This window comes from Streptomyces sp. NPDC093065 (assembly GCF_044754585.1).
Lineage (GTDB): Bacteria > Actinomycetota > Actinomycetes > Streptomycetales > Streptomycetaceae > Streptomyces.
In genome coordinates, this window is sequence record NZ_JBIVPJ010000006.1 from 286,450 (window position 1) to 301,686 (window position 15,237).

The 15,237-nt window shown below is 72.4% G+C and carries 13 protein-coding genes; 5 read left to right on the forward strand and 8 right to left on the reverse strand.

Features of this window, described 5'->3' with window-relative positions:
* Positions 1–84: 84 nt before the first annotated feature.
* From ACIQFU_RS13755 to ACIQFU_RS13770, 4 genes are all read right to left on the reverse strand, one after another.
* On the reverse strand, positions 85–1,737 hold the full coding sequence (locus tag ACIQFU_RS13755; RefSeq protein WP_402551270.1) for a PucR family transcriptional regulator: 1,653 nt from the start codon (positions 1,735–1,737) through the stop codon (positions 85–87).
* Positions 1,738–1,768: 31 nt separating this feature from the next.
* Positions 1,769–3,052: an aspartate aminotransferase family protein gene (locus ACIQFU_RS13760; protein WP_402551271.1), complete on the reverse strand. Its 1,284-nt coding sequence runs from the start codon at positions 3,050–3,052 to the stop codon at positions 1,769–1,771.
* A complete protein-coding gene (locus tag ACIQFU_RS13765) occupies positions 3,049–3,891 on the reverse strand; it encodes a nitrilase-related carbon-nitrogen hydrolase (RefSeq protein ID WP_402551273.1) in 843 nt (280 codons plus the stop codon). The genes ACIQFU_RS13760 and ACIQFU_RS13765 overlap by 4 nt, the downstream gene beginning before the upstream one ends.
* A gap of 156 nt (positions 3,892–4,047) precedes the next feature.
* Positions 4,048–4,299, reverse strand: coding sequence for a helix-turn-helix domain-containing protein (locus ACIQFU_RS13770; RefSeq protein ID WP_402551275.1), 252 nt, complete (start codon positions 4,297–4,299; stop codon positions 4,048–4,050).
* Positions 4,300–4,362: 63 nt separating this feature from the next.
* On the opposite strand from ACIQFU_RS13770, the gene map reads away from it, so the two are divergent.
* Both map and ACIQFU_RS13780 read left to right on the forward strand, forming a co-directional pair.
* On the forward strand, positions 4,363–5,139 hold the full coding sequence (map, locus tag ACIQFU_RS13775) for a type I methionyl aminopeptidase (RefSeq protein WP_402551277.1): 777 nt from the start codon (positions 4,363–4,365) through the stop codon (positions 5,137–5,139).
* A gap of 165 nt (positions 5,140–5,304) precedes the next feature.
* On the forward strand, positions 5,305–7,833 hold the full coding sequence (locus ACIQFU_RS13780; protein WP_402551279.1) for an ATP-dependent Clp protease ATP-binding subunit: 2,529 nt from the start codon (positions 5,305–5,307) through the stop codon (positions 7,831–7,833).
* Here the strand turns inward: ACIQFU_RS13780 and ggt are convergent, their stop codons facing one another.
* Positions 7,834–9,663, reverse strand: a complete 1,830-nt coding sequence (gene ggt, locus ACIQFU_RS13785; RefSeq protein ID WP_402551281.1) for a gamma-glutamyltransferase — start codon at positions 9,661–9,663, stop codon at positions 7,834–7,836.
* A gap of 152 nt (positions 9,664–9,815) precedes the next feature.
* Between ggt and ACIQFU_RS13790 the strand changes: the two genes are divergently transcribed.
* Complete coding sequence (locus tag ACIQFU_RS13790) at positions 9,816–10,577, forward strand: hypothetical protein (RefSeq protein ID WP_402551283.1); 762 nt, start codon at positions 9,816–9,818, stop codon at positions 10,575–10,577.
* Positions 10,578–10,699: 122 nt separating this feature from the next.
* Complete coding sequence (locus tag ACIQFU_RS13795) at positions 10,700–11,002, forward strand: hypothetical protein (protein ID WP_402551285.1); 303 nt, start codon at positions 10,700–10,702, stop codon at positions 11,000–11,002.
* A gap of 77 nt (positions 11,003–11,079) precedes the next feature.
* Here ACIQFU_RS13795 and ACIQFU_RS13800 read toward each other — a convergent pair whose 3' ends face one another.
* Complete coding sequence (locus tag ACIQFU_RS13800; protein WP_402551397.1) at positions 11,080–11,820, reverse strand: lytic polysaccharide monooxygenase; 741 nt, start codon at positions 11,818–11,820, stop codon at positions 11,080–11,082.
* A 240-nt stretch (positions 11,821–12,060) separates the two neighbouring features.
* Between ACIQFU_RS13800 and ACIQFU_RS13805 the strand changes: the two genes are divergently transcribed.
* Positions 12,061–13,668: an amidase family protein gene (locus ACIQFU_RS13805; RefSeq protein WP_402551287.1), complete on the forward strand. Its 1,608-nt coding sequence runs from the start codon at positions 12,061–12,063 to the stop codon at positions 13,666–13,668.
* A 266-nt stretch (positions 13,669–13,934) separates the two neighbouring features.
* Here the strand turns inward: ACIQFU_RS13805 and ACIQFU_RS13810 are convergent, their stop codons facing one another.
* Positions 13,935–14,342, reverse strand: a complete 408-nt coding sequence (locus ACIQFU_RS13810; RefSeq protein ID WP_402551289.1) for a DUF6278 family protein — start codon at positions 14,340–14,342, stop codon at positions 13,935–13,937.
* Between the two features lie 72 nt (positions 14,343–14,414).
* The gene (locus ACIQFU_RS13815; protein WP_402551290.1) at positions 14,415–15,194 is read right to left on the reverse strand and encodes an exodeoxyribonuclease III; all 780 of its coding nucleotides are present in this window, start codon (positions 15,192–15,194) and stop codon (positions 14,415–14,417) included.
* Between the last annotated feature and the right edge of the window lie 43 nt (positions 15,195–15,237).

Sequence of the window (15,237 nt, forward strand, 5' to 3'; positions counted from 1 at the left end):
AGGTGTGCGGTGAGCCTAGGGACGGCGGGTGGCCGAAATGAGTGGCACGGTGTCACGTCTGCGGGGGTCGGGCATTGCACGGTGTCACCCTTGTTGTGCGTCGTGGGCGAGGAGCGCGATGTGTACGGAGGCCGCCTGCTCGAAGTCGTCGAGGTCGACGCCGAGCCGCCCCTGTATGGCTTCCAGGCGGCGGTAGAGCGCGGGCCGGGAGACGTGGTGGAGCTGGGCGGTGCGGGACTTGTTGCGGCCGGTGGCGAGGTAGGTGCGCAGCACGGGCAGCAGGTCCTGGTCGGGGCCGCGCAGCAGTCCGTCCAGCTCGCGTTCGGCGAAGGACTGGACGTGCGGGTCGTCGCGCAGCAGCCGCACCAGGCCGCGCAGATGGATGTCGCGCAGCCGTACGACGGGCCGCAGGTCGAGGGCCGCGGTCGCGGAGTCGGCGACGGCGTCGGCGACGTGCTGGGCCTCGCGCAGGCCCGCCGGGACGTCGGTCCAGTCGGCGCGGGCGTCGGCCGCCGCGACCACGGCGTGGGAGTTGTCCGGTTCCGCACGCAGCCGGGTCGCGAAGTGGGCGGTGAGCGCCCTGGCGTCCTGGTCGGGGGCGAGGCTGAGCAGGACGGCGACGTGGTCGTCGGCGAGCCGGGCGGCGATGCCGGGCAGGCCGAGGCGCCGCAGCACCCGGACCGGCCGGGCCGGGTCGCGCTCGCGGACGACGAGGGGGACGAAGACGCGCCGGTTGACGGGCAGCCCCGCGGCGCGCGCCCGGGGCAGCAGTTGCCGCGCCGGTACGGCCCCGGTGACCAGGTCGGTGAGCAGGACCCGGGCGGACTGCTCCTCCCACGAGTCCCACGAGTCCCGGAAGCCGCCGGTGCCGCCCGAGCCCCCGGTGCCGCCCGTGCCCTGGGCGGTGTGCGTGCCGTCACCGGCGAGCATGCGGTGCAGGACGAGGGCCTCGGCCGCGCGGTCGGCGAGCAGCCGTCCGGCGGCCCGCTCGCCCCGGAAGCCGCACAGCACCAGGCGTCCCCAGCGCTCCCCGCGGCAGCCCAGTTCGGCGCGGACCCAGCCGTCGGCCGACGCGGCACCGGCCTGGCGGGCGATGCGCTCCCAGTCCCGCAGTACGTCGTCGACGGCCGCCCGCTCCCCCGCCGTGGCGAGGACGCGGTGGGCGAGGTTGGTGACGACGACCGGGCAGCCGGCGTGCCGGGCCACCTCGTCGAGCAGGCGCTGCACGGGGGCGCCCGCGGTGATGAGTCCGGTCAGTTCGGTGCGCACGGCCTCGGAGAGGCTGACGGCGGCGAACTTGCGGCGCAGCAGCCGGGACTGCACTTCCTCGGTCAGTTCGGCGAAGGGGAAGGGCCGGTGCAGGACGACCATGGGCAGCCCGCAGCGCTCGGCCGCCCTGCGCATCACGTCGGGCGGCGTGGGGAAGGCCCGGCCGAGGCCGAGCACGACGGCCGCGGCCTCGGCCCGGTCAAGGGAGCGGACGTACTCGCTCTGGCGGTCCTCGTCACCGGCGAGCAGCACGCCGGTGGTGAGGACCATCTCGCCGCCGCTGAGCATCACGCCGACGTCGGCGGCCTCGGCGACGTGCACCCAGCGCACGGGACGGTCGAGCCGGTGGGCGCCGGCCACCACTTCGGGCTGCCCGGCCTGCACCCGTTCGAGGCCGAGGACCTGACGGACCGACAGGGCGGGCTCCCAGGGCTGCTGGGCCGGGGTCTGCGGGGTGGTCGTGGTCATGGCGGCCCCTCCTGGGCTCGTCACCCGGCGGTCAGATGCTCCGCAGGGCCCGTTCGAGGATCGCGGCGCCCTCCTCGGCCTCCGCGACGGTGAGGGACATCGGCGGGGCGATGCGCAGGACGCTGGTGCCGTGTCCGCCGCCCTTGCCGACGAGCAGCCCGCCCGCGCGGGCCTCCTCCAGGACGGTGGACGCCGCCTCGGGTGCGGCCTCGTCGGTGCCGGGCCGGGTCAGTTCGACGCCGATCATCAGGCCGCGCCCGCGCACCTCCCGTACGTGCGGCACCTGGGCGGCGACGGCACGCAGCCGCTCGATGAGCAGCCCGCCGACGCGCCGGGCGTTGCCCTGGAGGTCGTGCTCCAGGAGGTGGTTGAGATTGGCGAGACCGGCCGCCATGGTGACCTGGGTGCCGCCGAAGGTGGAGATGCTGTTGGCGTCCAGGCAGTTCATGATCTCGGAGCGGGCGACGACGCCGCCGATCGACATGCCGTTGCCGATGCCCTTGGCGAAGGTGAGGATGTCGGGCGGTCCGTTCCTCCCGTGGGCCTGCCAGCCCCAGAAGTGCTCGCCGGTGCGGCCCCAGCCGGTCTGCACCTCGTCGGAGATCCACAGGATGCCCCGCTCGTGCAGCACCTCCCGGAAGGCGGCGTACAGGCCGTCCGGCGGGGAGGTGAAACCGCCGACGCCCTGGACGGGTTCGGCGATCAGGGCGGCGGGGGCGCGGGTGTGGCCGAGCAGGTCCCTCAGGTCGGCGACGCAGGCGTCGACGAAGTCCCGGTCGTCCAGGTCCGCGTAGGGCCCGCGGGTGCGGACGCCGCCGTGCACGTAGAGGGTCTGGAGCGGGGACAGCGAGGTCGGGGACCAGCCGCGGTTGCCGGTGATGCCGACGGCGCTGAAGGAGCGGCCGTGGTAGCTGTTGCGCATCGCCAGGATCGCGTTGCTGCGCCGGTGGGCGGTGGCGAGCAGCAGGGCGGTGTCGTTGGCCTCGGTGCCGGAGGTGGTGAAGAAGACGCGGGCGTCGGGGATGCCGGAGAGCTGTGCGACGCGTTCGGCCAGCTCGACCATCGGACGGTTGAGGTAGAGGGTCGATGAGTGGACGATCCGCCCGGCCTGCTCGGCGACGGCCTTGGTCACCTCGGGCAGGGCGTGCGCGGTCATCGTGGTGAGGATGCCGCCGAAGAAGTCGAGGTACTTGTTTCCGGCCGCGTCCCAGACGTGCCGGCCCTCGCCGTGGGTGATCTCCAGCGGGTCCTCGTAGTAGAGGGCAAGCCAGTCGGGCAGGACGGCGCGGTGGCGGGCGAAGAGGTCGCGGATCACGGCCGCACCAGCCCCTCGTAGGCGTCGGGTCGGCGGTCGCGGTAGAAGGCCCACTGCTGCCGGACCTCGTCGATGAGGCCGAAGTCCAGGTCGCGGACGACCAGTTCCTCCTCGGTGTCGCCGGCGACGTCGCCGACGAACTGCCCCCGCGGGTCGACGAAGTACGAGGTGCCGTAGAAGTCGTTGTCGCCGTACTCCTCGACGCCGACGCGGTTGATGGCGGCGACGAAGTACTCGTTGGCGACGGCCGCGGCGGGCTGTTCGAGCTGCCAGAGGTGGGCGGAGAGGCCGCGGTGGGTGGCGGACGGGTTGTAGACGAGCTGGGCGCCGCCGAGACCGAGCTGGCGCCAGCCCTCGGGGAAGTGCCGGTCGTAGCAGATGTAGACGCCGACCTTGCCGACGGCGGTGTCGAAGACCGGCCAGCCGAGATTGCCGGGACGGAAGTAGAACTTCTCCCAGAAGCCCTTGACCTGCGGGATGTGATGCTTGCGGTAGGTGCCGAGGACGGTGCCGTCGGCGTCGATCACGGCCGCGGTGTTGTAGTAGAAGCCGGACTGCTCGACCTCGAAGACGGGGACGACGACCACCATGCCGGTCTCGCGGGCGAGGGCCTGCATGCGGCGGACGGTGGGGCCGTCGGGCACCGGTTCGGCCCAGCGGTAGTGCTGGGGGTCCTGGACCTGGCAGAAGTAGGGCGCGTTGAAGACTTCCTGGAACCCGATGACCCCGGCACCCCGCCGGGCGGCCTCGCGGGCGTGCTCCTCGTGTTTCGCCACCATGGACTCGGTGTCGCCGGTCCAGGTGGCCTGGACGAGAGCGGCACGTACGACGTTGGCCATGAGCTGCTCCTTCGACACGACGTCAGAGCCTCTACGCCCGTAGAGCAGGCCGTAGAGGGACGAACGTAAGCCTGGCCGGACGGGCTTGCCAAGACCATCGTCGTCCAGGCGCGGTGTCGATCGCGTTTCGCACTCCTGTGGGTGAGTGCGGGTGCCTCAGGCCGGCACGGGCGCGCACCTGCCCACCAGCTCGTCCATGGACAGCCCCAGCGCGCCGGCCAGCGCGGCCACCGTGAAGAACGCCGGGGTGGGCACCCGGCCGGTCTCGATCTTGCGCAGGGTCTCGGCGGAGATGCCGGCCTCGGCGGCGACCGCCGTCATGCTCCGCTCGCCGCGGGCCGCGCGGAGCAGGCGGCCGAGCTGCTCGCCGCGCTCACGCTCTTCGGGGGTCAGGGGTGTGCGCACCATGGCGTCATTCTAATACCGCACCCGAGAACGGGACCCAATTAAAATACCGGTATAGTAATTGGCATGGTGGAACTGAAGACGGACTCATCGATCGACGCCATGCACGCGGCCGGACAGGTCGTCGCGCGGGCCCTGACCGCCGTACGGCAGGCCGCGGACGTGGGCGTCTCGCTGCTGGAGCTGGACGCGGTGGCGCACGAGGTGCTGCGGGAGGCGGGCGCGGGCTCGCCGTTCCTCGGCTACCGGCCCTCCTTCGCGCCGACGCCCTTCCCGGGCGTCATCTGCGCGTCGGTGAACGACGCGATCGTGCACGGCATCCCGGACGGCTACCGACTGCGCGACGGGGACCTGCTCTCCGTCGACTGCGGCGCGCTCCTGGACGGCTGGGCCGGGGACTCGGCGCTGAGCTTCGTCGTGGGCACCCCGCGCGCGGCCGACCTGGCGCTGATCGGGACCGCGGAGCGGGCCCTCGCGGCGGGCATCGGGGCGGCCGTCGTCGGCAGCCGCATCGGCGACATCGCGCACGCCGTCGGCACGGTGTGCCGGTCGGCGGGCTACGGGATCATGGAGGACTTCGGCGGCCACGGCATCGGCCGCCACATGCACGAGGACCCGGGGGTGCCCAACGAGGGCCGCCCGGGGCGCGGGCTCCCGCTGCGGCACGGCATGGTCATCGCCATCGAGCCCATGCTGCTCGCCGGTGGCCGGGACGACTACCACGCGGCTCCCGACGGCTGGACCCTGCGCACGAACGACGGCTCGCGGGCGGCGCACGTGGAGCACACGGTGGCGATCACGGAGAGCGGTCCGCGCGTGCTGACCTCGCGGGACGGGCTCTGAGCCACTGAGCGGCCCCTCCCCGCGGACGCTCGCGGGGCGCTCCGCCCGCCCGGCTTCCCGGCATGCCCGCCGGAACAGAACGTGTCATGTTGGGCATGACCGCGCCCCGTCCGGGTTACCCGGCCCCGGCACGTCGATCAGCGATGCAGCGGAGGTCCGTACACGATGACCAGCGGCTACATGGGCCCGGAGGGCGACCCGTTCGCGGAGTTCCTGGCACGCTTCTTCGGCGGGCCCAGGCCGAGGCAGATCGACATCGGCCGACTGCTCAGCCAGCCCGCCCGTGAGCTGGTGCGCGGCGCCGCCCAGTACGCCGCCGAGCACGGCAGCCGGGACCTGGACACCGAGCACCTGCTGCGGGCCGCGCTCTCCACCGAGCCGACCCGGGGGCTGCTCAGCCGGGCCGGTGCCGACCCCGACTCGCTGGCGTCCCAGATCGACGAGCGGACCGGCCCGGTGCAGCACCCGCCGGGCGAGGTCCCGCCGCCCACGTCGCTCTCGCTCACCCCGGCCGTCAAGCGCGCCCTGCTGGACGCGCACGAGCTGGCCCGCTCCACCGGCACCGGGTACATCGGCCCGGAGCACGTGCTCAGCGCCCTGGCCGCCAATCCGGATTCAGCCGCCGGGCACATCCTGAACGCGGCCCGGTTCGCGCCCTCCAACGTGCCGACGGAATCGCCGGAGGGCGCCAAGGTCCGCACCGAGAGCTCCCGGGCCACCAACACGCCTACCCTCGACAAGTACGGCCGCGACCTCACCGACCTGGCCCAGCAGGGGCGGATCGACCCGGTGATCGGGCGCGAGGGAGAGATCGAGCAGACCGTCGAGGTGCTCTCCCGGCGCGGCAAGAACAACCCCGTGCTGATCGGTGACGCCGGAGTCGGCAAGACCGCAGTCGTGGAGGGTCTTGCCCAGCGCATCACCGACGGCGACGTGCCCGACGTACTGGCCGGACGGCGGGTGGTCGCCCTCGACCTGACCGGCGTGGTCGCCGGAACCCGCTACCGGGGCGACTTCGAGGAGCGGATGAACAACATCGTGGGCGAGATCCGCGCCCACTCCGACCAGCTGATCATCTTCATCGACGAGCTGCACACGGTCGTCGGCGCCGGCGGTGGCGGCGAGGGCGGGTCGATGGACGCCGGGAACATCCTGAAGCCGGCCCTGGCCCGCGGCGAACTGCACATCGTGGGCGCCACCACGCTGGAGGAGTACCGCAGGATCGAGAAGGACGCGGCTCTCGCCCGCCGTTTCCAGCCGATCCTGGTGCCGGAGCCCACGGTCGCCGACGCCATCGAGATCCTGCGCGGCCTGCGCGACCGCTACGAGGCCCACCACCAGGTCCGCTACACCGACGAGGCGCTGGTCGCGGCCGTGGAGATGTCCGACCGCTACCTCACCGACCGGCGGCTGCCCGACAAGGCCATCGACCTGATCGACCAGGCGGGCGCCCGGGTGCGGCTCCAGTCGCGCACCAAGGGCACCGACGTACGGGCCCTGGAGCGCGAGGTGGACCAGCTGGTCCGGGACAAGGACCAGGCGGTCGCGGACGAGCAGTACGAGCAGGCGACACAGCTGCGCGACCGGGTCGTGGAGCTGAAGCAGCGGATCGCCGAGGCCACGGGCGACGGCCAGGCCGACGAAGGGCTCGACCTGGTCGTGGACACCGAGTCCATCGCCGAGGTGGTCTCCCGGCAGACCGGCATCCCGGTCAGCAGCCTCACCCAGGAGGAGAAGGACCGCCTGCTGGGACTGGAGTCCCACCTGCACGAGCGGGTGGTCGGCCAGGACGAGGCGGTACGGGTCGTCTCCGACGCCGTGCTGCGCTCGCGCGCCGGGCTGTCCAGCCCCGACCGGCCCATCGGCAGCTTCCTCTTCCTCGGCCCGACCGGTGTCGGCAAGACGGAGCTGGCCCGGGCGCTGGCCGAGGCGCTGTTCGGCAGCGAGGACCGGATGGTGCGTCTCGACATGAGCGAGTACCAGGAGCGCCACACGGTCAGCCGCCTGGTCGGCGCCCCGCCCGGCTACGTCGGGCACGAGGAGGCCGGTCAGCTCACCGAGGTGGTGCGCCGCCACCCGTACTCGCTGCTGCTGCTCGACGAGGTGGAGAAGGCGCACCCGGACGTCTTCAACATCCTCCTCCAGGTCCTGGACGACGGACGGCTGACCGACTCGCAGGGCCGCACGGTGGACTTCTCCAACGCGGTCGTCGTGATGACCAGCAACCTGGGCTCCGACGTGATCACCCGGCGCGGCGCCGGCATCGGCTTCGGCTCGGGCGGCGCGGAGGCGGACGAGGAGGCCCGGCGCGAGCAGGTGCTGCGCCCGCTGCGCGAGCACTTCCGGCCGGAGTTCCTCAACCGCGTCGACGAGATCGTCGTCTTCCGCCAGCTCAGCGGCGAGCAGCTGCGGCAGATCACCAGCCTGCTGCTCGAACAGACCCGGCGCATGGTGCACGCGCAGGGCATCACCGTCGAGTTCACCGACGCCGCCGTGGACTGGCTCGCCGAACGCGGCTACCAGCCCGAGTACGGCGCCCGTCCGTTGCGCCGCACCATCCAGCGCGAGGTCGACAACCAGCTGTCCCGGCTGCTGCTCGACGGGCGGGTGGCGGAGGGCGGCCGGGTCACGGTGGACGTCGAGGACGGGCGGCTGGCGTTCCGCACGCCCGAGCGGCCCGTCCCCGAGCTGTGACTACCGCTCCCGCACCGGCCGGACGACCATGGCGGAGCCGCCGCCGCGGCGTTCCTTCTCGGCGGCGGCCAGCCACTTCCCGTCCGGCAGGCGCTGTACGCCGGTCGTGGCGCCGATCTCCGGGTTGAGCTTGAAGGAGTGCCCGACGGCCTCCAGCTCCGCCCGCACCCCGCTGTCGTAGAGGCCGGGTTCGAGTTCCGTCTGGGCGGCGTTGCGCTGGCTGGCGCGTGGTGCGGCGATCGCGTCGACGAGCGGGAGACCGCGGTCGACGAAGCCGGTGAGGGTCTGGAGCACGGTGGTGATGATGGTGGCGCCGCCGGGCGAGCCGAGGGCGACGACCGGCCGGTGGTGGCGGTCCAGGACGATCGTCGGCGCGATCGAGGAGCGGGGGCGCTTGCCGGGGCCGGGCAGGTTCGGATCGTGGACGGCCGGGTCGGCCGGGGCGAAGGAGAAGTCGGTCAGCTCGTTGTTGAGCAGGAAGCCGCGTCCCGGCACGGTGATGCCGCTGCCGCCGGTCTGCTCGATGGTGAGCGTGTAGGCGACGACGTTGCCCCACTTGTCGGCCACCGTGAGGTGCGTGGTGTTCTCGCCCTCGTACGTCGTCGGCGCGCCCGTGCCGCCGCCCCCGCAGCGGGCCGGGTGCCTCGGGTCACCGGGGGCGAGCGGGCTGGTGAGCACCGCGTCGTCCTTGATCAGGCAGGCGCGCGAGTCGGCGTACCGCTGCGACAGCAGTTCCTTCGCCGGTACGTCCTCGAAGGCGGGGTCGCCGACCCAGCGCCCGCGGTCGGCGAACGCGATGCGGCTGGCCTCGATGTAGCGGTGCAGGTAGCCGGCCTTGTCCGCCGCGGACAGGTCGGTGCGCTCCAGGATGTTGAGGGCCTCGCCGACCGTGGTGCCGCCGGATGAGGACGGTGCGATGGAGTAGACGTTCAGGCCGCGGTACGAGGTCTTGGTCGGCGCCTGGATCTTGGCCCGGTAGGCGGCGAGATCCTTGGCGGACAGGTCGCCGGGGCGGGCGTTCCAGCCGGAGTCCGGGTCGACGGGCGGCTTGTTGACGGTGTCGACGATGTCCTCGCCGAGTTCGCCGTGGTAGATCGCGCCGACGCCCTTGCGCGCCAGCTCCCGGTAGGTGCGCGCCAGGTCCGGGTTCTTGAACGTCGAGCCCACGGCCGGGAGTTCGCCGCCCGGCAGGAACAGCTCGGCGGTGTCCGGGAAGTAGCGGAACCGCTGTTCGTTGGCGGCGGTCTGGGAGCGGAAGGTCTCGTCGACGGTGAAGCCGTTCCGGGCGAGGCGCTCGGCGGGCTTCAGTACGGAGGAGAGCTTGCGGCTGCCCCACCGGTCGAGGGCGGTCTGCCAGGTGGCCGGGGTGCCCGGCGTGCCGACGGCCAGGCCGCTGGTGACGGCGTCGGCGAAGGCGAGCGGGTCGCCGTTCTCCGTGAAGAGCTTCTCGTCGGCGGTGAGCGGCGCGGTCTCGCGGCCGTCGACGGTGCGCACGGTGCGGGACCCGGCGTCGTAGTAGACGAAGTAGCCGCCGCCCCCGACGCCTGCGGAGTAGGGCTCGGTGACGCCGAGGGCCGCGGCGGTGGCCACGGCGGCGTCGACGGCGTTGCCGCCCTTGCGGAGCACCTCGACGCCGGCGGCGGAGGCGTCCTGGTCGACGCTGGAGACGGCGCCGCCGTACCCCACGGCGACCGGGGTCTTGGGGGCGGTGGGCCCGCCCCGGTCGGCGGGCCCGCTCTGCCGCGTGGGCGGCGCCGCCGCTCCCACCGAGACCACCACGGCGGCCGAGACCGCCAGGACCGTCAGATTCCGTGCGACAGGGCGACGCATCCGCACCTCCAGGGAAAGGCCGTTCGGGCAGCTTAGTTGATCGTCATGGCCGCGTCAGGAGCACACGGGAAGCGCGTGACGCACCCCCGCGGAGCCCGTACACCACGGCCCGTCGAACACAGGTACGCGGACGCCCGCTAGCATGCGCGCCCATGACTGACGACGTACGCAACATCGTCCTGGGTCTGGTCGCCGCGGGCATCAGCGCCACGCTGGGCTGGCTCGCCCGCACCTACCTGTGGAAGCGGAAACTGAGGCGGAAGCAGGCGTTCTTCGGGCTGCCGGACAGTTCCGAGTCGCTGCTCGTCGTCAACCGGGACCCCGCCGCCTCCGAACCGGCGGTCCACCGCTTCGACGTCTTCGCCCTGCTGGAGCTCGCCGCGCTGGTCAAGGACTGCGGCGCGCACGTCCAGGTGGTCACCCAGGACATGGTCGGCCAGGGCTTCGGCGAGCGTACGGAGTTCTGTGTGGGCGGTCCCGGCTCGAACCGGCGCATGGTCGCCCACATGGCGGCGATGCTGCCGGGGGTGCGGATGAACGTCGACCCGGAACCCGGCCCGGACCGGGGCGCCTTCCAGATCGGCGGCGAGCGCTACCGCCTGGAGGCGGGCGTCACCGAGTACGTACTCCTGGCCCGCCTCACCGCCGGTGACCGGCGCGAGGCCCGGCCCGCGTTCCTGTTCTGCGGCCAGCGCGCGATCACCAACCAGGCAGCCACCCGCTACCTCGCCCGGCACCACGAGAAGCTGGCCCGCAAGCACGGCAACAACTCCTTCGTGCTGCTGCTCAAGGTCGTCAACTCGCAGGCGTACGGCCCGGACGTCGTCGAACTGGTCGGCGACGTCACGCGGGCCGCGACCAGTTTCCTGCCGACCCCTGCACCGGCCTCCTCCCGTAGCTCCCACCGGGCCTGAACGGCGCCGCCGCCCTTCTACGCCGCCCATCTGTGCCGCTCTGCTCAGGCGTCTCAGGCGGCGGACTGCAGCGTGCATGTAACACGCATATCGCGACCGCGGCGGAAGGGAGCACGGCGCGCATGACCGAGCCGAGCGGGCGGGACCGGCGCCCGAACGACCTGGAACGCGAATTTACCCTGCTGTCGAGGCACTTCATCGCGTCCCGCGGTCCACGCATCGGTCAGAGCCTCGACCGGTCGGCCTATGTGCTGCTCACCCGGCTGGAGCTGGAGGCCGACCGGGCCATCAGCCGGGCCGGCGCAGCGCGGCTGATCGAGGCGGCGGGGTGGGACGACGAACGCACCCGGCAGTTCCTCACGCTGATGGTCGAGTTCAACCACGGCATCGAGGAGCTGGAGGGACTCGCCTGGGGCCGGCCGTAGGCGTTAGACGGCCGGCTGCGACCGGGCGGTGCGCGACGGTTCGGCAGGCGCCTCGGCAGGTGCTTCAGCAATCCGGTTCAGCAGGCGCCGAGGTCTTCCCAGACGCCCCACTCGCCGGTGGTGCCGGGCTCCTCACCCGTCACCCACCACTTGGCACGCCAGGTGTGGCCGCCGTGAGCCACGGTCTCTCCGCCGTTGTAGACGCTCCCGGCGTTCCAGGCCGACGCGACGCAGTCGCCCGGCTCGTCTCCGCCGCCGTCGTTTCCACCGCCGTCGTCTCCACCTCCGTCGCTTCCACCGCCGATGTTGACGTCGATGCACGAGTAGAAGGCGTTCGCGGTGTCCGCGATGTTCCAGACGGCGAGCACCTTCTGCCGGCCGGTGAACCCGCCGAAGTCCAACTGGTGACTGACCGACGCGGGTGGCAGGGCGCCGTGCCCGTCGAACTGGGCGATCTTCCGGTCGCCGATGAAGTACTGCCAGTTGCTGGTGGCGTGCCGTGCCTCGATGCTCCAGGTGAAGGTGTGCGTGGAGCCGATCGGCGTGACCCGCCAGCCCTTGCCGTCGTCGTCCAGGTCGGCCCACCGGGAGTCCCCGCCGCTGCAGTTGCGCAGCCCCTTCGGACCCTCGACGCTCGCCGGCTCCCACTTGATCGGACCGCAGTCCACCACACGGGCGGCGCACTGGTCCTGCCGGCTGCCCGGCGAGACCACCCAGCCGTGGGCGCTCGCCGTGGGCGCCGGCAGGCTCACGGCCACCACCGGAGCGACCAGCACTCCGACGGCCGCGGCCACCCTTCTTTCCCTCCGCCTTTTCATGCGCATGACATCACGTTTCCCTTCGGTACCGTCGAACCAGCCTGCCCCGGCGTGCGTACGACGTTGCCGATGAGGCAACCTCGCACCGCAGGTCTAGACCTGCGCGTGCAGGTCTAGACCTTAGTGGAGGAGCGGGGGCCGTCAAGAGGACCGGCACGGTCAACCAGCGGGCATTTAGGGCGACTTCGGGCCTCCGGCGGCCCCTTGTGCCGCACGGCCCCGTGTAGTGGGCTGTCCGCCATGAAGAAGAGAAGCATGGCGGCCCTGACCGCAATCCTGGTCGTGGTCCCCCTCGTGGCGGCGGCGCCCGGTCAACGGGTTCGAGCCGCCGAATCCGGGCCCGGCGACTCGGCGCGATCCGCCGGGTCCACGCTCGTCCGCGGAGTGAACCTCGACACGGTGACCATCCCCGAACTGCAGGCACGCATGAACCGCGGCTCCCTGTCCTCGCTCCGGCTGACCCTCGCCTATCTGCGGCGGATCAAGGCCGTCGACCCGAGGATCAACGCGGTGCTGCGCACCAGCCCGACGGCCCTGCGCCAGGCGGCCGCCAGTGACCTCAGGCATCGCCTCGGCAAGTCCCGCGGCCCACTGGACGGCATCCCCGTTCTGCTCAAGGACAACGTGAACACCCGCGACATGCCGACGACCGCCGGGTCCCTGGCCCTGGCCGGGAAGCCACCGGCCACCGACGCCGACCTGGTGAAGAGGCTGCGGGCGGCCGGTGCGGTGATCCTCGGCAAGGCCAACCTGTCCGAATGGGCCAACTTCCGCGCGGCGAAGCCGACGTCGGGGTGGTCGGCGGTGGGCGGCCAGACGAACAACCCGTACGTCCTGGACCGCAACCCCTGTGGGTCTTCCTCCGGTTCGGCCGCGGCGCTCGCCGCGTCGCTGGCCCAGGTGGCGATCGGGACCGAGACGGACGGCTCCATCGTCTGCCCCGCCGGGATGAACGGCGTGGTCGGTCTCAAACCCAGCCTCGGAGTGGTCAGCCAGTCGGGCGTTGTGCCGATCTCCGCCGAGCAGGACACGGCGGGCCCGATGGCGCGCAACGTGATCGACACCGCGCTCACCCTCTCCGTGCTCAGCGGCCGTGACACCGTGCGCGGCGACGGCGCGCCGAGCCTCACCGACGCGGCCGGCCGGCCCGGCACGCTGCGCGGCAAGCGGATCGGCCTGTGGCGGCTGCCGTCGCTCGGCGCCGAGGTGGACGCCCTCATGACCCGCACGGCCGAGCAGTTGAGCGCGGCGGGGGCCGAGGTCGTCGAGGTGGACATGCCGTATCAGGAGCGACTGGCCGAACTCGAGTTCCCGGCACTGCTGAGCGAGTTCCACCGGGACATCGACGCCTACCTCGCCACCCGTGGCGGGCCGCGGGACCTGGCCGAGCTGATCGAGTTCAACCGCACGCACCCGCGGGAGCAGACCTGCTTCGCCGGTCAGGAACTGTTCGAGCAGGCACTGGCCGCACCGCCCACCACCGATCCGGAGTACCTGGCGACGCGCGCGGAGCTGACCGGTCTGTCCCGGCGGTCCATCGACGAGGTGATGGCCGCGCACGGCCTGGACGCCATCGCCTCCCCGGCGAACCCGCCCGCGTGGACCACCGACTGTGCGCGGGGCGACAACGACGTGATCCCCTCCTCCACCCCCGCCGCCGTGGCCGGGTACCCCTCGCTGTCCGTCCCCGCCGGGTTCGTCGGCGAACTGCCGGTCGGGCTGCTCCTCATGGCCGGGGACCGGCAGGACGCCGAACTGCTGTCCCTGGGTGCGGCGGTGGAGCACCGGCTGGGCGCGTGGCGGGCGCCCGGGTACCTGCCCTCGGCGCCGTCCGGCACCTCCCACTGAGCGGACCGGCGGGCGGCACGTCGTCGAGCGGTGCCTCGACGACGTCGCTCGCCGGTGTGCAGCTGACCTTCTCCTCGCCCGCGAGCAGTGATCTCCGGCTGCACTCTGCGTAGGCCCCCCGTGCGTTCGTGTCCGCTCCGACCACTGCAACGTATCGACACAAACATCGTAAATGCCGCCGACACGCACCTTTCGGTCATTACCCCTATTTAAGGCAGGTTACGTCGGACGGCCCCCTGGCGTGGGAGTGCGATTCCGGCTTCGGCTCACGTCTCGGCGACTTCGCCGTACAGCTGCGAGAGTTCGGGAACGCCGTCCTCCGCCCAGGCGTGCCCGTTGGCCACCACGTCGAACTCCCGGCCGGAGGCGAGCCGGACGACCGGCTGCCCGTCGGACCGGATGGTCCAGACGGCGCCGGGCACGGTGCGCACGATCACGGTGCCCAGGTACAGACCGGCGTCGTTGCCGAGCCAGGTCAGGATCTCCTCGTCGCTGCGCCAGCGCGGCAGCACCTGGTCCAGCTGTTCCAGGGAGAGCGCGGAGTCGTCCAGCCGGACCCCCTCCCGCAGCGCCTGCGAGCGCAGCAGGTCGCAGTCGGCGAGCAGTTCACCGATGCCCTCCGCGTCGTGCACCCGGGATTCTTCGCGCCGCTTGCCCAGGAAGGGGAAGTTCATACCTCCAGACTGTCATTCGTACCGCCATGTGCACCACAGGGCACGCGGGCCGTGCGCACCCGGCGTGCGGGGCTACAGGTCGAGGTCCACCACGACCGGCGCGTGGTCCGAGGCCCCCTTGCCCTTGCGCTCCTCGCGGTCGACGTAGGAGTCGGTGACCGCCTTGGCGAAGGGTTCGTTGCCGTACACCAGGTCGATGCGCATGCCGCGGTTCTTCGGGAAGCAGAGCTGGCGGTAGTCCCAGTACGTGTAGGGGTGGTCGTACTTCAGCGGGCGCGGAACCACGTCGGACAGACCGGCGCCGCGCAGCGAGGCGAGGGCGGCGCGCTCAGCGGGTGTGACGTGGGTGGCGCCTTCGAAGGCGGCGCGGTCGTAGACGTCGTCGTCCGTCGGCGCGACGTTGTAGTCACCCATCACGGCGAAGGGGCGGTCGCCGGAGGCGTCGCTCCCGACGGCGGCGCGCAGGGCCTCGAACCACTGGAGCTTGTAGGCGTAGTGCGGGTGCTCCACCTCGCGGCCGTTGGGCACGTACACCGACCAGACGCGGGCCGGACCGCAGGTGGCGGAGATGGCGCGCGGCTCCTGGACGCCCTCGTAGCCCGGGTCGCCGGGCAGGCCCTTGACCACGTCGTCGAGGCCCACGCGGGAGAGCACCGCCACCCCGTTCCACCGGCCGGTGGCGTGGACCGCCGCCTCGTAGCCCGCCTCGCGCAGCTCGTCGAAGGGGAACTGCGCCTCGGCGACCTTGGCCTCCTGGAGGCACAGCACGTCGGTGCCGCTGCTCTCCAGCCAGGCCAGCAGCCTCGGCAGGCGGGCGGTGATCGAGTTCACGTTCCAGGTCGCGATGCGCATGTCCCACAACCTACCCGGCGGCACCGACAACGCGGTCCCGGCC